Source organism: Pseudomonas maumuensis, from assembly GCF_019139675.1.
Lineage (GTDB): Bacteria > Pseudomonadota > Gammaproteobacteria > Pseudomonadales > Pseudomonadaceae > Aquipseudomonas > Aquipseudomonas maumuensis.
The window spans coordinates 3,374,167-3,392,553 of the sequence record NZ_CP077077.1 but is presented as its reverse complement, the minus strand read 5'-3'; the positions used below and the strand labels follow the sequence as shown (position 1 = coordinate 3,392,553).

Genomic DNA, 18,387 nt, shown 5'->3' with positions numbered 1-18,387 from the left:
CTAGCGCATCACGAAGGGGTCGGGCATGGGCGCGGTGGACAGGTTGATCCACACCGTCTTCAGCTCGGTGTAGGCCAGCACCGAGTCGATGCCGCTCTCGCGGCCATAGCCACTGTTCTTGAAACCGCCGATGGGGGCCATGGCCGATACGGCGCGGTAGGTGTTGACCCAGATGATCCCCGAGCGCACGTCACGGGCCAGGCGGTGGGCGCGGCCCAGGTCGCGGGTCCAGATACCGGCGGCCAGGCCGAACTGCGAGTCGTTGGCCATCGCCAGGGCCTGTTCCTCGGTCTTGAAGCGGATCACCGCGGCGACCGGGCCGAACACCTCTTCCTGCATGATGGTCATCGAGTTGCTGTCGCACTCGAACAGGGTCGGCTCGTAGAACCAGCCATCACCTTCGACCTCGGCGCGCTTGCCACCCATGCGCAGGGTGGCGCCCTCGGCCTTGGCCGCGGCCACCAGGCCTTCGATCACCGCCAGTTGCTGGGCGGTGGCGATCGGCCCCATCTCGCTGCGGTCGTCCTGCGGGTTGCCGATGCGGATGCCTTTGGCGCGGGCGATCAGGCGTTCGACGAACTCGTCGAAGATCTCGTCCTGCACCAGCAGGCGCGAACCGGCCACGCAGCTTTGCCCGGAGGCGGCATAGATGCCGGCCACGGCGCCGTTGATGGCGCTGTCCAGGTCGGCGTCGGCGAAGATGATGTTCGGCGACTTGCCGCCCAGCTCCAGCGACAGCTTGGCGAAGTTCTCGGCGCTGCTGCGCACCACGTGGCGGGCGGTGGCGGCGCCGCCGGTGAAGGCGATCTTGCGCACCAGCGGGTGGCGGGTCAGCGCCGCTCCAGTGCTTGGACCGTAGCCGGTGACCACGTTGACCACGCCCGCCGGGAAGCCGGCTTCCAGGGCCAGGCGGGCCAGCTCGAGGAGAGTGGCGGAGGCGTGTTCCGAGGGTTTGAGCACGATGGTGTTGCCGGCGGCCAGGGCCGGGGCCAGCTTGATCGCGGTGAGGTACAGCGGGCTGTTCCACGGGATGATCCCGGCGACCACGCCGATCGGCTCATGCACGGTGTAGGCAAAGAGGTCGGGCTTGTCCAGCGGCAGGGTGCCGCCTTCGAGTTTGTCGGCCAGGCCCGCGGTGTAGTGGAAGAACTCCGGCAGGTAGCCGACCTGGCCGCGGGTTTCGCGGATCAGCTTGCCGTTGTCGCGGCTTTCCAGTTGGGCCAGGTGTTCTTTGTTCTCGGCAATCAGGTCGCCGAGACGGCGCAGCAGCTTGCCCCGGGCGGTGGCAGTGAGGCCGCGCCAGGCCTTGCCTTCGAAGGCGCGCTGGGCGGCCTGCACGGCAAGCTCGACATCGGCTTCGCCGGCATCGGGCAGCTGCGCCCAGGCCTTGGCGGTGGCCGGGTCGAGGCTGTCGAAGGTCTTGCCGCTCTGGGCATCGCGCCATTGGCCGTCGATGCACATCTGGAAACGAACGAGGGTCATGCGACTATCCCCTTGGCGGATTCGGTGAGGGTGCGGGCCTGCCTGAGGAAGTCCAGCAGCATCTTGTTGACTTCGCGCGGTGCTTCCACCGGCATCATATGCCGTTGCTCGGCAAGGACCACGCACTGGGCGCCGGGAATACGCGTGGCCAGCTGACGGGCCATGGCCGGGGTGGAACCGGCATCGAGTTCGCCGGTGGCCACCAGTGTCGGCACCTGGATACTGCCCAGGTCGGTTTCGCGGTACATGTCCTGGGTGGCGAACAGCGAGTAGGTGGTGTGGTAGCCCTGCGGGTCGTTGCTCGCCAGGATCTGGCGGATGGCGGCGACTTGGGCCGGGTTGGCGGCCTTGTACTCGCGGCTGAACCAGCGCTCGAGGGCGGCATCGACGTTGGCGTCGGGGCCTTGTTCGAAGGCTTGCGCGGCGCGTGCGATCACCCCGGCGCTCTGCTCGGGGGTACGGTTGAAAACGCTGTTGAGTACCACCAGCGCGGCCAGGCGTTGCGGGTAGTTGAGGGCGAAGGCGCGGGCCACCAGGCCGCCCATGGAAAAACCGATCACGCAGGCCTGGGCGACCTGCAGGTGGTCGAGCAGTTCGGCGAGCTGCTCGGCATAGCCCTCCAGCGGCGTATCGGCGCTGGGCACGCGGCTCTGGCCATGGCCGAGCATGTCGTAGGCGATGACGCGGTAGTCGTTGGCCAGGCCGACGATCTGCCCGCCCCACATTTCCTTGTTCAGGCCCACGCCGTGGATCAGTACCACGGGCTGGCCCTGGCCCAGGTCCAGGTAACTGGTCCCGGCCGGTGTACGTTCAGCGACAGGCTGAATCATGGAGGGCGCTCCTTGAAGGTCGGGCGCGGCGGGTATGCACGCCACGCCCCGGCCCGTCTTGGTTGTTGTTATTGAGCGTTGGCCTTTTCGGCAGCCAGTTCTTCCAGGTCGATGTAGCGATTGCCGATGCGTGGGTGCAGGCGGCCACCGTCGGCGGCGCCCAGCACCACGACGATCTCGTCGGCACGCGGGGCATCTTCGATCTGCATTTCCAGGGTGATGTAGTGCGAGCGCAGACCTTCGTCGTCCTTCTGCATCATCGGGATCTGGATCGAGGTGCCGGGGCCGCCGCGCTTGTTGGTGAAGCTCAGGTAGCTCTTGGCCTGCACGGCTTCGCGGTAGTGATTGCCGAAGCGCAGGGTGTGGATCACCGCCGAGGCGTGCTCGATCTCGCCGTCGGCGCCGACCACGGCGGCCTTGCCGTAGGCCTCGATCTTGTCGGCTCCGCCGATGGCGGCGGTCAGGCGCTCGACCATCAGCGCACCCAGTGCGGAGCAGTTGGCGCGGATCTCCGGCTTGAGGTCTTCGACGAAGCCGCGACCAGCCCATGGGTTCTTGATCACCACGGCCAGGCCGACCATGGTCACCGGCTTGTCGGTGGCCTTGCCGCCTTCGATGCGGGTCTCTTCGGAGTAGGTGACGATCTTGCGGATTTCGAAACTCATGGGGGGCTCCTGGTTAGGGTTATCAGCTCTTGTTGTCTGATGGTATACCATAATATTTGATGTGCAAGAGACGGTCGAAAATTTCTCTCAACGGAGGACGAAAGGCTGTGTGCCTGGCTTGGGTTTGGAGGCGATGCATCTATCGCGCGCCGCGCGGGCGGCGCTCGATCTCACAGGCGCAGAACCTGCTCCGACGAACATTTCAAGGCGACCCGCAAAAAAAGCCCGCTCGCGCCGGCCACGGGGGCCCACGCGAGCGGGCTGGTTCCCGCAATCATTCAGGCAAAGGGAATTCAGGCGAACGCCGGCACCACTTCCTTGATGAACAGTTCCAGCGACTTGCGTTTCTCGGCATGGGGCAGGCTGTTGTCGCACCAGAAGCTGAACTCGTCGACGCCGAGCTCCTGGTAGTACTTGATGCGCGCAATGATTTCTTCAGGGGTGCCGATCATGGTGTTCTTGCGGATATTCTCCAGCGCGAAGGCCGGCACCTCGGCGAACTTCGACTCCGGGCTCGGTTCGAGGAAACCGTTCGCCGGCACGGTCTTGTTGCCGAACCAGGCATCGAAGGTGCGGTAGAAGCGTGAAATGGCCTGGGCGCCGACTTTCCAACCGTCCGGCTCGGCCGGGCTATGCACGTGGGTGTGGCGCAGCACCATCAGCTGCGGGCGCGGCACGTCGGGGTTGTTGTCCAGGGCGGCCTGGAACTTGTTCTTCAGGTCCAGCACCTCTTCGTCGCCCTTCATCAGCGGGGTGACCATGACGTTGCAGCCGTTGGCCACGGCGAAGTTGTGCGAGTCCGGGTCGCGGGCGGCGATCCACATCGGCGGCATGCCCTGCTGTACCGGCTTGGGCACGCTGGTGGAGGTGGGGAAGTTGTAGATCTCGCCTTCGTGGGCATAGTCGCCTTGCCACAGCTTGCGCACCGCCGGGACCATCTCGCGCAGGGCCTTGCCGCCATCGGTGGCCGGCATGCCGCCGGCCATGCGGTCGAATTCGAACTGGTAGGCGCCACGGGCCAGGCCCACTTCCATGCGGCCATTGCTGATGACGTCGAGCAGGGCGCATTCGCCCGCCACGCGGATCGGATTCCAGAAGGGCGCGATGATGGTGCCGGCGCCCAGGCGGATTTTCTCGGTGCGCGCTGCGAGGTAGGCCAGCAGCGGCATCGGGCTCGGCGAGATGGTGTACTCCATGGCGTGGTGTTCGCCGATCCACACGGTGCTGAAACCGCCGTCTTCGGCCATCAGGGTCAATTCGGTGAGGTCTTCGAACAGCTGGCGGTGGCTGACCTGCTCATCCCAACGTTCCATGTGCACGAACAGCGAAAATTTCATGGGGCTTTCCTCGGAGCTTTGTTGTTGTCGCCCGCCGGGGCAGGCGCTCTAAGTGGAATCGGTCGTCAGGGTTCAGGCGAAGGCCGGCAGGCTGGCCATCTTGCCGCGGCAATAGACCATCGGGCGGGGCGCCTCCTGCGGGACGATCAGGTTGTGTACCTTGCCGACCATGATGGCGTGGTCGCCGCCTTCATATTCACGCCACAGTTCGCATTCGATCACGGCGGTGGCGCCGGCCAGGATCGGGTTGCCCAGTTCGCTCAGGGTCCACTCGATGCCGACGGCCTTGTCCTTGCCTTTTTTCGCGAACGCATACGCCTCGGCCTGCTGTTCACCGGAGAGCAGGTGAATGGCGAAGCGCTTGTTCTTCATCAGTACAGGGTAGGAGTCGGAGCTGTAGTTGGGGCAAAACAGCACCAGCGGCGGGTCCATCGACAGGGAGGAGAAGGCGCTGGCGGTGAGGCCGACGATCGAGCCGTCGTCGTCCAAAGTGGTGATGACGGTCACGCCGGAGGGGAAGGAGCCCAGGACGTGCTTGTAGACGGTTGCGTCGATCATCTCGTGTACCTCTGAAAGGCTGCGGTGGTCCGCGGTTTTTATCGTTGATGTGTCTGATGGTATACCGTAATACCTACATTGCAAGCGGAATTTTCCGTGGCCTGGATTTCGCGATAAACGGTGCAAGCCCCGTAATCACTGGCCTTGGTGTAATCATTTGTGCTGCGCGATGGCGCATGGAGCGGATCAGGTGCGCTGAAAATGAGCGGTTCAGTGTTGTCAAACTGTTGGAATACCATAATATGGTCTTCAGCTGAGAGGCCGCCCCGAGCGGTTTCCATACAACGATAAAAACGACCTTTCGAGCTGAATCCTATGTCCCAACCGTCGTCGCAACACCATCTCGTCGAGCAACACACGGTCGATTACGTGCCACCGTCCGAGCGCCATGGGAAGGCGCGCGACCTTTTCACCCTGTGGTTCAGCACCAACATCGCGCCGCTGCCGATCGTCACCGGTGCCATGGTGGTCCAGGTGTTCCATCTGAACTTGCTGTGGGGGCTGTTGGCCATCGTGCTGGGGCATCTGCTGGGCGGGGTGGTGATCGCCCTGGCCTCGGCGCAGGGGCCGCAGCTGGGCATTCCGCAGATGGTGCAGAGCCGCGGCCAGTTCGGCCGCTATGGCGCGCTGCTGATCGTGTTCTTCACCGCATTGATCTACGTCGGTTTCTTCATTTCCAACATCGTCCTGGCCGGCAAGTCGATCCACGGCATCGCCCCCGGCGTGCCGATGCCCGGCGCCATCGTCATCGGCGCCCTGAGCGCCACCGCCATCGGGGTGATCGGCTACCGCTTCATCCACACGCTGAACCGCGTCGGCACCTGGGTGATGGGCTCGGCGCTGCTGGCCGGCTTCATCATGATGTTCGCCCAGGAACTGCCGGGCGATTTCTTCAGCCGCGGTGCGTTCAACTTGTCCGGCTTCGTCGCCACGATATCGCTGGGCATCATCTGGCAGATCAGCTTCTCGCCCTACACCTCGGACTACTCGCGCTACCTGCCCCGTGAAGTCGGCATCGCCAAGCCGTTCTGGGCCACCTACCTCGGGGCCACCCTGGGCACCATCCTGTGCTTCAGCTTCGGTGCGGTGGCGGTGCTGTGCGTGCCTGAAGGCACCGATGCCATGGTGGCGGTCAAGCAGGCCACCGGTTGGCTGGGCCCGGTGCTGATGGTGCTGTTCCTGCTCAACATCATCAGCCACAACGCGCTCAACCTGTATGGCGCGGTGCTGTCGATCGTCACCGCGATCCAGACCTTTGCCGCCCACTGGACGCCGAGCATCAGGCTGCGCGTGGTGTTGGCGGGAGTGATCCTGGTGGGCTGCGCCCTGGTGGCGTTGAACGCTTCGGCGGACTTCATCGGCCAGTTCATCGGGCTGATCCTGGCGCTGTTGCTGGTGCTGGTGCCGTGGGCGTCGATCAACCTGGTGGACTTCTACCTGATCAAGCGCGGCGAGTACGACATCGCCTCGATCTTCCGCGCCGACGGTGGCATCTACGGGCGCTTCAACCACCACGCGATCATCGCCTACGCCTGCGGCATCCTGGTGCAGTTGCCGTTCGCCAATACGTCGCTGTATGTCGGGCCGTACTCGAATATCGTCGAAGGGGCCGATCTGTCGTGGCTGTTCGGGTTGCTGGTGACGGTGCCGCTGTATTACTGCCTGGCGACACGGGCCCAGCCGGAAAAGGCGGGGCGGGTGTTTGGCATCAGGTCCTGAGATTCACTTCAACACCATCGCGGGCGTATACCGCGATGGTGTTCGGGCCGTTCAAACCTTGAATTGCGCTATCAGCCCATTGAGCTCCAGCGCAAGTTGCGACAGGTCCTGGGCCGATGCGCTGGTTTGGTTGGCCCCGGTGGTCGTCTGCACCGCCAGGGCGCGGATGTTCACCAGGTTACGGTCCACTTCCCGCGCCACCTGCGCCTGCTGCTCGGTGGCGCTGGCGATCACCAGATTGCGCTGGTTGATCGAGGCGATGGTGCGGGCGATCAGTTCCAGGGCCTGGCCGGCCGATTGCGCCACCTCCAGGGTGCCACTGGCGTGGCCCTGGCTGTTGTGCATAGCGCTGACTGCCCGTTCGGTGCCGTTCTGGATACCGCCGATCATCTGCTCGATCTCCGCGGTGGATTGCTGGGTACGGTGGGCCAGGGCGCGCACTTCGTCGGCGACCACGGCAAAGCCACGGCCCGCTTCTCCGGCGCGGGCCGCTTCGATGGCGGCATTGAGTGCCAGCAGGTTGGTCTGGCCGGCGATCGCGCCGATCACATCCAGCACCCGCGTGATCTCGTTGGCGCTGGCCGCCAGCTGTTCGATTTCCCCAGCGGTCCCGGTGACGTCGTCGACCAGGTGCTGGATCGAAGCGAGTGCCTGATTGACCTGATCGCGGCCGTCGCGGGTGGTCTGGTCGGCGCCCTGGGAAGCCTCGGCAGTGCTCACGGCGTTGCTCGCGACTTCCTCGACGGCACTGGTCATCTGGTTGACCGCCGTAGCGGCCTGGTCGATTTCCGTGCTCTGCTGCTGCAGGCCGCGGCTGGTGTCCTCAGTGACGGCATGCAACTCCTCCGAGGCCGAAGCCAGACGGTCGGACGACGTGGCGATCTTGCCGATGGTGTCGCGCAGGCTCAGCTGCATGCGGCGCAGGGCGTGCAGGAGCAACGCCGGTTCATCGAGGCCGACCACGGCGATCTCGCGGGTGAGGTCGCCGGTGGCGACGCGTTCGGCCACCGCGACGGCCTCGGTCAGCGGCGCGACGATGCTCCGCGTGAACAAGGTGGCGATGCACACCAGCGCCAATACGATCAGTACCAGTGCGGTGATGATCACCATGAACGCCTGGTCGCTGACCGCGTCGCTGCGCTGCGAGGCGGTTTGCGCCCCCTTGTAGTTGTAGGCCACCAGTGTCGCCAGCGTGTCCATCATGCGGTCGGCGCGTTGGATCAGAGGGCCATTGATCAGGCGCCTGGCTTCTGTCATGCGCCCGGCGCTGATGTGCTGCAGCACCTCGTGTTGCTGCTGGGTGTATTGTTGGCGCGCCGCCGCGAAAGCACTGAACAGGCTGCGGTCCTGGGCCTCGGCAATGGTCTTTTCGTAGTCCTTCAGGTCCTGCTGCACCGCTTCTTCGATGCTGTTGAGCAAGCTGATGCTGGCATTGTCGTCACTGTCCTGCTCCAACGCCGCACGTAATGTCGCTGCGCGTTCCTGGGCAAGCGTGCCGGTGATTTCGTTGAGGGCGATCACCGCTGGCAGCCAATTACCGCGGATTTCGTCGGTGGCATCGTTCATCTGCCGGGTTTCGTACAGGGCCACCAGGCCCATGGCCAGGACCAGGGCCGCCAGGAGGGTGAACAGGCTGGTCGCCCGTTTGCCGATCTTCATGTTTCTCAACAGCATGGGTGTTCCTTGACGTGTGAATGCAAACGTCAAGAGCATGGGCCGGGAGATAGAGAGGAAGTAGTAGCTAGGTCCGACGCGCTACAGCGGTTTTTCCTATTCATCAGGGCCGAAATGCGAGCGCGGGGCAAGCCTGCTCCTACAGCAACCTTACCGCTGATGAGTAGGGATGGGGTCGCCCCGCGATAGCGTTCCTGGCAACTCAGACTTTGAACTGCGCCACCATCCCATTCAGCTCAACCGCCAGGCGCGACAGGTCCTGGGCCGCCGCGCTGGTCTGGTTGGCGCCTGCCGAGGTCTGCATCGCCAGGTCGCGGATATTCACCAGGTTGCGGTCCACTTCCCGCGCCACCTGGGCCTGCTGCTCAGAGGCCGTGGCGATCACCAGGTTGCGCTGGTTGATCGTGGCGATCGCCTCGGCGATCAGCTCCAGGGCCTGGCCGGCCGATTGCGCCACTTCCAGGGTGCCGCCGGCGCGGCCTTGACTGCTGTGCATGGCGTTGACCGCGCGCTCGGTGCCGGTCTGGATGCCGCCGATCATCTGCTCGATCTCTGCCGTAGACTGCTGGGTACGGTGGGCCAGGGCGCGCACTTCGTCGGCGACCACGGCAAAACCACGGCCCGCCTCGCCGGCACGGGCGGCCTCGATGGCGGCGTTGAGGGCCAGCAGGTTGGTCTGCCCGGCGATCGAGCCGATCACGTCGAGCACCTGGCTGATCTGGTTGGCGTGGCTGGCCAACTGTTCGATTTCCTCGGAGGTGCCGGTCACGTCATCGACCAGGTGCTGGATCGAGGCGAGCGCCTGGTTGACCTGGTCGCGGCCATCGCGAGTGGTGCGGTCGGCGCCCTGGGAGGCATCGGCGGTGCTCACGGCGTTGCTGGCCACTTCCTCGACGGCGGCGGTCATCTGGTTGACCGCGGTGGCGGCCTGGTCGATCTCGGCGCTCTGCTGGTGCAGGCCGCGGCTGGTGTCCTCGGTGACCGTGTGCAGCTCCTCGGAGGCAGATGCCAACTGGTCGGAGGAGGCGGCGATCCGCCGCAGGGTGTCGCGCAGGCTGTGCTGCATGCGGCTTAGGGCGCGCAGCAGCAAGGCCGGCTCGTCGCGGCCAAGCACGCTGATCTCGCGCGTCAGGTCGCCGGTGGCGACGCGCTCGGCCACGGCGACGGCGTCGGCCAGCGGGACGACGATGCTGCGGGTGAGAAGGGTGGCGATGCCGACCAGCGCCAGCAGGATCGTGGCGAGGGCGGCAATGATCAGGGTGAAGGCTTCGTCCGATGCCGCGCTGCTGCGCCGGGAGGCTTGCTCGGCACCTTGGGTGTTGTAGGCGATCAGCTCGGCCAAGGCCTTCATCATGCTGTCGGCGTACTCGGCGAGCGGGCCGTTGACCAGGCGGCGGGCCTCGTCCAGCTGGTCGTTGCCGGCGGCGCTGCGGATGGCTTTCTGCAGGCCGTGATAACGCTCGCTCAGGCCTATGAAGGCATCGAACAGGGCGCGGTCGTCGGCTTCGATGATGGTGCGCTCGTAGGCCTTGAGGTCGCTTTCGAGCTGCTGGTTGACCTGGACGATCTTGTCCAGGGTGGCGTGGCGAGCGTTGCTGCTGTCCTCCAGAACACTGCGCAGGGTCAGGGCACGGGCTCGCCCCAGGTTACTGCTGACCTCGCCCAGGGCCAGTACCGCGGGCATCCAGGTGATGCGGATTTCGTCGGTGGCGCTGTCCATCCTGCGGGTTTCGTAGAGGGCGACCAGGCCCATGGCCAGGACCAGAATACCGAGCAGGGTGAACATTCCTGCTGCCCGAATGCCGATCTTAACGTTCCGTAACTGCATGCGACGCTCCTTGACGGTGGCTGCAGGCGTCAAGAGCGCGGACGGACCGGGCTCGGCTGGTAGGGCTCTCGATGCACTGCGAAAGGGGTTATATCCTCACGGTTCATGTTGTTTTTTCTGAATGATGCCACAGTGCCACTATTATTGACCAGCCGTTCAATGAAAGTTCGATTCCCCAGGTATGTCGTCACTTGTTGACTGTCGGTCTTTATTTCGTCGCAAGAAGGGCCGCGTAGCGGCCCTTTTTATGATCATGCGACGATCGGGATGGACGGGTCGGCAGCCGCCAGCGCCTGGGCGCGATCAGCTGCCGGGGGGTAGATCCACACTGTGTTGATCTGGCGCTTGAGGTTCTTGCCTTCCTGCCCTTGCAGGTGCAGTTCGCGTTCCCAGCCTTCGCTGTAGGCCGCGCCCCAATCTCCCAGGTCCAGGCAGGTGACGTATTTGGGCTGGCGATAGACCACCGGCTCCATACCCAGCAGGTCGGCCATGGCGTTGTTGCCCGAATGGCGGCCCATGGGAATGGCGTGCTGGCAGGTCATCAGCGCGTGGTTGCCGTGGTCGTCGACAGCGGCGTAGGCAACGTCGCCGGTGGCGTAGATGCAGTCTTGGCCAAGCACTTTCAGGTGTCCGTCGACTTTCAGGCGGCCCAAGCCGTCACGCTCGCCTGCGACCTGCGCGGTCAAAGGGCTGGCCTTGACCCCCACGGTCCAGATCACGGTCTTGCTGGCGATGTATTCGCCGTTGTCCAGGGTCACGCCGCCCGCATCCACCGCCACCACCGAAGTGCCGGTCAGCCATTGCACCCCAGCCTGCTCGCTGGCGCTGACGATGGCCGGAGTGATCCCGGCACCGAGGGCGGCGCCGATGCTGGCACCACGGTCGATCAGCACCACTCGGGCCTGGCCTTCGCCGAGGATGGCGCGCAGTCGGGGTGGCAGCTCGGTGGCCGTTTCGATACCGGTGAAGCCACCGCCGCACACCACCACGGTGTTGCGCGCCGGGGAGGCGGGCAGGCTGGCCAGGCTGTGCAGGTGCTGTTCCAGGCGAGTGGCCGACTCCATCTGGTCGACATCGAAGGTATGTTCGGCCAGGCCTGGCACGGCGGGGCGGGCCACCTGGCTGCCGGCGGCGAGGATCAGGCGGTCGTAGCCGAGCTGGTGCTGGCGGCCGTCGGCATCGCGATAGCCGACCTGGCGGGCTTCGCTGTCGATGGTGTCGGCGCTGCCATGGATGAACTCCACGCCCACCACATCGAACAGCGCCTCCAACGGCGCCTGCAAGCTCTGCACGTCGGCCTCGTAGAAGCGTGGGCGGATACGCAGTTGCGGCTGCGGGGCCAGCACACTGATACGCACGTCGCCGCGCTGGGCCTGGTCGAGCAGGCGGGCGGCGCTCAGGGCGCTCCAGACACCGGCAAAGCCGGCACCGATGATCAGGATACGAGAGGTCATGAAGGTGCTCCGCAAGGTAGGAAAGGGCTTCGACGAAGCATGTACTGCCTGTCGAATAACTACGACTTTATTGGTCGTAGTTTAATTCGGCAAGTGTTTTTTCCACACTGGGCTACTCGCTAATCGCCATAAAACCCTCGAATGCCGCGTGTTCATTGGCGTTAAGCGGAGTCTTGATCGGCCCGTCCGTCGACGGACGGCTACGTCCTGCTTTGCTTGCCAGCACTGAGGGGCGTACTATTTGCGACAAAGTAAGTCGGAGATTCATATGTCCCTCTATAGTGCCGGCGTCGAGTACGGCATCCACTGCCTGCTGTTCCTGGTGGACGAGCGTGGCGATAGCCGCGAGTCCAGCGTGCGCGACCTGGCCGAGCTGCAGGGAGTGCCCCAGGAATACCTGGCCAAGGTTTTCACCAAGCTCGCCCGGGCCGGGCTGGTGGCCGCGACCGAAGGCGTGCGCGGCGGTTTTCGCCTGGCGCGGCCGTCGGACGAAATCACCGTGCTGGATATCGTCACGGCCATCGACGGACCGAAGAAGCTCTTCGATTGCCGGGAAATCCGCGAGCGCTGCGCGGTGTTCGAGGGTTCGGCGCCGGGCTGGGCGACCGAGGGTACCTGCGCGATCCACGCGGTGATGCTGGGGGCGCAGAAGCGCATGGAGGAGGCGCTGGCCCAACAGACCATCCTCGACCTGGCGCGGCGGTTCGGGCGCAAGGCGCCGGCAGAGTTCGGGCAGAAGGTCAATGACTGGATGAGCGAGCGACGCGACGGCAAAGGCAGCGCTGGCGATATTCCGTTGCAGACGGTCTGACCGGGCATTGCCCGGGCCACCACGGAAAATGCTGCTCAACCCCCAGGTAAATCCTTGCCTGGGTGATCCGCCTGCGCGCCTCGAGCCGAGGTAAGCTGACAGGAAAATCCCGCGCGCCGCCCACGGCGCCAGAGAGGTCAGCGTGGCTTCCTACACCTTGCGCCAACTTAAGTACTTCGTCACCACCGTGGAGGCCGGCAGCGTCGCCGAAGCCTCGCGCCAGTTGTACATCGCCCAGCCGTCGATCTCCACGGCGATCAAGAGCCTGGAAGAGAGCTTCGGCGTGCAGCTGTTCATTCGCCATCACGCCCAGGGCGTGTCGCTGACGCCCAGCGGCAAGCGCTTCTACGCCAAGACCCGGGCCCTGCTGCAGATGGCCCATGAGTTCGAGCAGAACGCCCTGGCCGACAACGACACGGTGGCCGGGCAGATCGACATCGGCTGTTTCGAGACCGTGGCGCCGCTGTACCTGCCACGGCTGATCGCGGGTTTTCGTGAGCGCTATCCTGGAGTGGACATCCGCCTGCGCGACGGCGAGCAACAGGACCTGATCCAGGGCCTGACGGCGGGTACCTTCGACCTGGCGTTTCTCTACGATCACGACCTGGACGGCACCATCGAGACCCAACCGCTGATGCCGCCACAGAAGCCCTACGTGCTGCTGCCGGAAAAGCACCGTTTCGCCGGCCAAGCCCAGGTGTCGCTGCGTGACCTGTGCCCCGAGCCGATGATCCTGCTCGACGTGGCCCCCAGCCGCACCTACTTCGTCAGCCTGTTCAATGAACTGGGGCTGACGCCGAACATCGTCTTCAGCTCCCCGTCAATCGAGATGGTCCGGGGCATGGTGGGGCAGGGCTTCGGTTTCTCGCTGCTGGTCACCCGGCCGCATTCGGAATTTACCTATGACGGGCAGCGCCTGGTGACGCTGGCGATTGCCGAGCCAGTGACGCTGTCGGGGTTGGCGGCGGCGCACCTCAAGCGTGTGCAACTGACCAAGCCGGCGCAGCTGTTCGTGGAATTCTGCCGTGAGGAACTGGCACGGATGTAGGTGCTGACCGCCCGTCGCCCATCTGGCAAAGACGACCGAACGTTGCCCGGCCAGCGGTTTCTTCCACTAAGGTGCTAGAGGCATCGAGCCGTTGTCATCGCCGGGGCGAATGGACCTGCGCCCCCTCATGGGCATTCTCAATTGGCATCCTGCCCGTCGAGGGCGTACCACACCCAACAGGCCATCCAGTTCAAGAGAGGGTCGTACCATGTCGTTGATTGGCGTTTCGATGCTTGAGATGCGGCAGATGATCGAACAGGCCTGCCTGCCCGACCGCTGCGAGGTGAGTTGTGCAGACGGCGAGCACCTCACCATTCGCCTGGGCCAGGGTTCGAGCCTGGACGATTGCCTAACCGTGACGGGCGTGCCGATTGCCAGCCTCAATACCTGCCACGACCTGCTGGGCCTTGTAAGTCGGGTCAAGGCACAACGTGATGCCCCGCCGGGGGCCCGCAAAGCGATTGCCTGAGGTCATTGCAACTCGAGCAGCAGGTTGATGCCGCCGTCGCCGCATTTGACGTGTTCACGGACCACGCCCCGATAGTTGCGCCCCTCCCAGGCGAAGGCGACGCTGTGCGCCTTCTCCACCTTGCCGGGTAACGGTGGTTCGATATGCAGGCGCAGCGCCGGACGGCCCTGCAGGCTGAGGGCGGCCAACTGGACCTGGCACATGGCACGCTGGGCCACCGGGCCGAACAGGGTGTCGCGGACGAAATCCAGTTCCAGGCAAGCGCAAGGGGCACGACAGGGCATCTTCATGGCGGCTTTCCGACGAGAGAGGCATACCTCGAAGGTTTGAAGCCTAAAGGCGCGAGACGTTCAAATTATTTCAGCTGGCCACTGGCATTGCACGGTTCCTGTGGGAGCCGGCCTGCCGGCGATTTACCGCAAGCCTTCAGGATTCACGGTGCGCCCAGAATCTCCAGCACTTTGTCGCGCAGCTGGTCGATGCTGAACGGCTTGCCGATCAGGTGCATGCCTGGGGGCACGTTGAAGCTCTCGGCGTAGCCACTGGCGAACAGCACCGGCAGGTTCGGCCGGCTTTCCCGAGCCTTGGCCGCCAATTCCTCGCCGCGCAGGTCCGGCAGCCCCACGTCAGTCATCAACAGCGCCAGCGGTTGCGTGGGATCCTCGATGATCTTCAGGGCCGCGGCAGCGCTGTCGGCCTCGAGGGCGGCATAACCCAGTTCGTCGAGCACTTCGACTATCAGCATGCGAACGATGTCGTCGTCTTCGACTACCAGAAGGTGCATTGTGTGGATCCTGTTTCGATGGATTGTCTCTACTCTGTGCGCTTGGCCATGGCAGAAGTTCCCAAGCTTAACGGCATGGGCAAATAGATGGAACGATTGGCGCAGCCCGCCTTCAAATACTGGCTAAATGCCCTGCCAGTTCCGCGAAAGCTGGTTAGACTCGCTGTATTCGCGGTCGGTCTGGCGCAGGGCAACACTTACACGACGTAGACGCCGGTCTGTTCAATGGACTTTTTTCGCTCGGGCACTTTCACATGATTCAAGCAGCCTCGATGGACCAACGCAGTTTTCGCAAACTGCTGAGCCGCAACGTCGGCCTGCCCCTGGGAGTGGGGCTACTGGGCGCCGTGGCCTTTGTCGCGGTGATCAACTACCTGCTTTCGGCCATGCAGTGGGTCGAGCACACCGATCGGGTGATCGGCAATGCCAACGAGACGATCAAGCTGTCGATCGACATGGAAACCGGTATGCGCGGCTACCTGCTGACCGGCGAAGAGCGTTTCCTCGACCCCTACGAGGTAGCAAAGCCGCGCATCTTCGGCAGCCTGGACAGCCTGCGGGGAATGGTGGCCGACAACCCCCAGCAAGTTGACCGCATCGACCGCATCGCGGCCTTGCAGCGCGAGTGGAACACCTTCGGCAACGAAGTCATCAGCCAGCGGCGTAGCCAGCAGGGTGATGTGGCGTCGTCGATTGGCCGTGGCCGCGGCAAGCGCCTGACCGACGAGATCCGCAAGGAATTCGACACCTTCATCAACACCGAGCAACAACTGCGCACGGCGCGCAACGAGACGGTCAGCACGGTCACCATGACCGCGATCTCGGCGTTCGTGCTGTTCATCGTCGCTTTGAGCGCGCTGCTCGCCTACCTGGGGCGGCGTGACCTGCTGGCCTTGTCCTCGAGCTATGTCGACAACCTGGAGGCCCAGCAACGCGCCGCCGAGCGCCTGGAGCAGCAGGCCTGGTTGCGCGCCGGGCAGACCCAGTTGGCCGAGCAGGTGCTCGGCCAACTGACGCTGTCAATGCTCGGCGACAATATCCTGCGCTTCTTCGCCGGTTACCTGGGCAGTGTGGTCGGTGCGCTGTATGTGCGCGACGAGCATGGCCAGCTGGTGCGGGTCGCCACCTACGGCCTGGACGCCGAACAGCAGGGCAGCGAACCACGCGTGGGCGATCATGCCGGTCTGCTGGGCGAGGCCGTGGCCCAGGGGCGGCTGTTGCGCCTCGACGAGCTGCCGGAGGACTACTACCGCCTGAGCTCGGGCCTGGGCCGTGGCCTGCCGCGCAGTGGCCTGCTGGTGCCGGCGCAGGACGATGGGCGGGTCAACGGCGTGCTGGAGCTGGGATTCCTGCGTCCGCTGCAAGAGCGCGATGTGGAATTGCTGCAAAGAGTCGCCGAAAACCTAGGCATCTCCATCGAAAGTGCCCGCTACCGCCAGCGCCTGCAGGAAGTGCTGGCCGAGACCCAGCAGCTCAACGAAGAACTGCAGGTGCAGCAGGAGGAGCTCAAGACCGCCAACGAAGAGCTCGAAGAACAGTCGCGGGTGCTCAAGGAGTCCCAGGCCCACCTCGAGACCCAGCAGGCGGAGTTGGAGCAGACCAACGAGCAACTGGCCGAGCGCACCGAGGCCCTGGACCGCAAGAACAGCGAGCTGAACCAGGCCCAGGTCGAGCTGCAGGCTCGCGCCGACGACCTGCAGCGCTCGAGCAAGTACAAGTCCGAGTTCCTCGCCAACATGTCCCATGAGCTGCGCACGCCGCTCAACAGCTCGCTGATCCTGGCCAAGTTGCTGGCCGAGAACGCCGAAGGCAACCTCAGCGACGAGCAGGTGAAGTTCGCCGAGTCGATCTATTCGGCTGGCAACGACTTGCTCAACCTGATCAACGATATTCTTGACATCGCCAAGGTCGAGGCCGGCAAGCTGGAAGTGCGCGCCGAAAGTACGCCGCTGGAGCGCCTGGTCGAAGGCCTGCAGGGCATGTTCCAGCCGTTGGCGCAGGACAAGGGCCTGTCCTTCGCCGTGCAGCTCGAGCAGCCGTTGCCGGCGTCGCTGTTCACCGACCGGCAGCGCCTGGAGCAGATTCTCAAGAACCTGCTGTCCAACGCCATCAAGTTCACCGAGCGTGGCCAGGTGAGCCTGCGCATCAGCCACCAGGCGGGCCTGGGCATCGTCTTCGCGGTGCGCGACACCGGCATCGGCATCGCCGCCGACCAGCAGCAGGCGATCTTTGGCGCCTTCCACCAGGTCGATGGCACCAGCAACCGCCGCTATGGCGGCACCGGTCTGGGGCTGTCCATCTCCCGTGACCTGGCCCACCTGCTTGGCGGGCAGATCAATGTCGACAGCAGCCCAGGGCAGGGCAGCGTGTTCAGCCTGATCCTGCCCGAGCACTTCGAACCCTCGGCGCAGCAGGTCGAGGTGCATAGCCTGCGCCCGGCGGTCGACGAACTGCCGCCGGCACCGCCGGTGCCTGCGCCCGTTCGCAGCGAGCGCCCGACCCCGGCCTTCGCCGACGACCGCGGCCAAGCGCCGTTCGCCAACCGCTGCATCCTGGTGATCGAGGATGAGCCGAATTTCGCCCGCATTCTCTTCGACCTCGCCCACGAACTGGGCTACAGCTGCCTGGTCGCCCATGCCGCCGACGAGGGCTTCGAGCTGGCGGCCCAGTATTTGCCCGACGCCATCCTGCTGGACATGCGCCTGCCCGATCACTCCGGGCTCACCGTGCTGCAGCGTCTCAAGGAGCAAGCCGGCACCCGGCACATTCCGGTGCATATCATTTCGGTGGAGGACCGCGTCGAGGCTGCCATGCACATGGGCGCGGTGGGCTACGCGGTCAAGCCCACCAGCCGCGAGGAACTCAAGGCGGTGTTCGGCCGCCTGGAGGCCAAGCTCACGCAGAAGCTCAAGCACATCCTGCTGGTGGAGGACGACGACCTGCAGCGCGAGAGCATCGCCCGCCTGATCGGCGACGACGATATCGAGATCACTGCCGTGGCCATGGCCCAGGACGCCCTGGCGCTGCTGCGCGAGAACATCTACGACTGCATGATCATCGACCTCAAGTTGCCCGACATGCTTGGCAACGAGCTGCTCAAGCGCATGACCGCCGAAGACATCCGCAGCTTCCCGCCGGTGATCGTCTACACCGGGCGCAACCTCACCCGCGAGGAAGAGGCCGACCTGCTCAAGTACTCGCGCTCGATCATCATCAAGGGCGCGCGTTCGCCCGAGCGCCTGCTCGACGAGGTGACGCTGTTCCTGCATAAGGTCGAGTCGCAGCTGTCCAACGAACGCCAGCGCATGCTCAAGACCGCGCGCAGCCGCGACAAGGTGTTCGAGGGGCGCAAGATCCTGCTGGTGGACGACGATGTGCGCAATATCTTCGCCCTGACCAGCGCCCTGGAACACAAGGGTGCCATCGTCGAAATCGGCCGCAATGGGCGCGAGGCCATCGAATGCCTGGAAGCCAACGACGACATCGACCTGGTGCTGATGGACGTGATGATGCCGGAGATGGACGGCTACGAGGCGACCCGGCTGATCCGCCAGCAACCGCGCTGGCGCAAGCTGCCGATCATCGCCGTGACCGCCAAGGCGATGAAGGACGACCAGCAGCGTTGCCTGCAGGCCGGGGCCAACGACTATTTGGCCAAACCGATCGAGCTGGACCGCCTGTTCTCGCTGATCCGGGTCTGGCTGCCGCAATTGGAGCGAATCTGAAAT

The 18,387-nt window shown here is 64.6% G+C and carries 15 protein-coding genes; 5 read left to right on the top strand and 10 right to left on the bottom strand.

Annotated features, from left to right (window positions below; all coding sequences use genetic code 11):
* The 5 genes from KSS90_RS15090 to KSS90_RS15070 form a co-directional block, all read right to left on the bottom strand.
* Nucleotides 1–1,482, bottom strand: coding sequence for an aldehyde dehydrogenase (locus KSS90_RS15090; protein ID WP_217866208.1), 1,482 nt, complete (start codon nucleotides 1,480–1,482; stop codon nucleotides 1–3).
* Nucleotides 1,479–2,312, bottom strand: coding sequence for an alpha/beta fold hydrolase (locus tag KSS90_RS15085; protein WP_217866207.1), 834 nt, complete (start codon nucleotides 2,310–2,312; stop codon nucleotides 1,479–1,481). Before KSS90_RS15085 ends, KSS90_RS15090 begins: the two co-directional genes overlap by 4 nt.
* A gap of 68 nt (nucleotides 2,313–2,380) precedes the next feature.
* On the bottom strand, nucleotides 2,381–2,977 hold the full coding sequence (locus tag KSS90_RS15080; RefSeq protein WP_023632164.1) for an amino acid synthesis family protein: 597 nt from the start codon (nucleotides 2,975–2,977) through the stop codon (nucleotides 2,381–2,383).
* 293 nt (nucleotides 2,978–3,270) lie between these two features.
* The gene (locus tag KSS90_RS15075; protein WP_217866206.1) at nucleotides 3,271–4,314 is read right to left on the bottom strand and encodes an LLM class flavin-dependent oxidoreductase; all 1,044 of its coding nucleotides are present in this window, start codon (nucleotides 4,312–4,314) and stop codon (nucleotides 3,271–3,273) included.
* Between the two features lie 72 nt (nucleotides 4,315–4,386).
* Nucleotides 4,387–4,872 carry a flavin reductase family protein gene (locus KSS90_RS15070; protein ID WP_023630914.1) on the bottom strand — a complete coding sequence of 162 codons (486 nt, stop codon included), beginning with the start codon at nucleotides 4,870–4,872 and terminating at the stop codon, nucleotides 4,387–4,389.
* Between the two features lie 315 nt (nucleotides 4,873–5,187).
* Between KSS90_RS15070 and KSS90_RS15065 the strand changes: the two genes are divergently transcribed.
* On the top strand, nucleotides 5,188–6,591 hold the full coding sequence (locus KSS90_RS15065) for a purine-cytosine permease family protein (protein ID WP_217866205.1): 1,404 nt from the start codon (nucleotides 5,188–5,190) through the stop codon (nucleotides 6,589–6,591).
* A 51-nt stretch (nucleotides 6,592–6,642) separates the two neighbouring features.
* Here KSS90_RS15065 and KSS90_RS15060 read toward each other — a convergent pair whose 3' ends face one another.
* The 3 genes from KSS90_RS15060 to KSS90_RS15050 all read right to left on the bottom strand — a co-directional run bounded on the left by KSS90_RS15060 (nucleotide 6,643) and on the right by KSS90_RS15050 (nucleotide 11,547).
* On the bottom strand, nucleotides 6,643–8,250 hold the full coding sequence (locus KSS90_RS15060; RefSeq protein WP_437180094.1) for a methyl-accepting chemotaxis protein: 1,608 nt from the start codon (nucleotides 8,248–8,250) through the stop codon (nucleotides 6,643–6,645).
* A 217-nt stretch (nucleotides 8,251–8,467) separates the two neighbouring features.
* Nucleotides 8,468–10,051, bottom strand: coding sequence for a methyl-accepting chemotaxis protein (locus KSS90_RS15055; protein WP_437180035.1), 1,584 nt, complete (start codon nucleotides 10,049–10,051; stop codon nucleotides 8,468–8,470).
* A 293-nt stretch (nucleotides 10,052–10,344) separates the two neighbouring features.
* The gene (locus tag KSS90_RS15050) at nucleotides 10,345–11,547 is read right to left on the bottom strand and encodes an NAD(P)/FAD-dependent oxidoreductase (protein ID WP_217866202.1); all 1,203 of its coding nucleotides are present in this window, start codon (nucleotides 11,545–11,547) and stop codon (nucleotides 10,345–10,347) included.
* Nucleotides 11,548–11,815: 268 nt separating this feature from the next.
* On the opposite strand from KSS90_RS15050, the gene KSS90_RS15045 reads away from it, so the two are divergent.
* The 3 genes from KSS90_RS15045 to KSS90_RS15035 all read left to right on the top strand — a co-directional run bounded on the left by KSS90_RS15045 (nucleotide 11,816) and on the right by KSS90_RS15035 (nucleotide 13,875).
* Entirely contained in the window at nucleotides 11,816–12,358 is a 543-nt protein-coding gene (locus tag KSS90_RS15045) for an RrF2 family transcriptional regulator (protein ID WP_217866201.1), read from the top strand.
* 142 nt (nucleotides 12,359–12,500) lie between these two features.
* Nucleotides 12,501–13,406: a LysR family transcriptional regulator gene (locus tag KSS90_RS15040; protein WP_217866200.1), complete on the top strand. Its 906-nt coding sequence runs from the start codon at nucleotides 12,501–12,503 to the stop codon at nucleotides 13,404–13,406.
* Nucleotides 13,407–13,614: 208 nt separating this feature from the next.
* On the top strand, nucleotides 13,615–13,875 hold the full coding sequence (locus tag KSS90_RS15035) for a DUF1652 domain-containing protein (protein WP_217866199.1): 261 nt from the start codon (nucleotides 13,615–13,617) through the stop codon (nucleotides 13,873–13,875).
* A gap of 2 nt (nucleotides 13,876–13,877) precedes the next feature.
* Here the strand turns inward: KSS90_RS15035 and KSS90_RS15030 are convergent, their stop codons facing one another.
* Both KSS90_RS15030 and KSS90_RS15025 read right to left on the bottom strand, forming a co-directional pair.
* On the bottom strand, nucleotides 13,878–14,165 hold the full coding sequence (locus KSS90_RS15030) for a hypothetical protein (RefSeq protein WP_102682381.1): 288 nt from the start codon (nucleotides 14,163–14,165) through the stop codon (nucleotides 13,878–13,880).
* 143 nt (nucleotides 14,166–14,308) lie between these two features.
* Nucleotides 14,309–14,659, bottom strand: coding sequence for a response regulator (locus KSS90_RS15025; RefSeq protein WP_217866198.1), 351 nt, complete (start codon nucleotides 14,657–14,659; stop codon nucleotides 14,309–14,311).
* A gap of 254 nt (nucleotides 14,660–14,913) precedes the next feature.
* On the opposite strand from KSS90_RS15025, the gene KSS90_RS15020 reads away from it, so the two are divergent.
* Nucleotides 14,914–18,384 carry a response regulator gene (locus tag KSS90_RS15020; RefSeq protein WP_217866197.1) on the top strand — a complete coding sequence of 1,157 codons (3,471 nt, stop codon included), beginning with the start codon at nucleotides 14,914–14,916 and terminating at the stop codon, nucleotides 18,382–18,384.
* Nucleotides 18,385–18,387 lie beyond the last annotated feature (3 nt).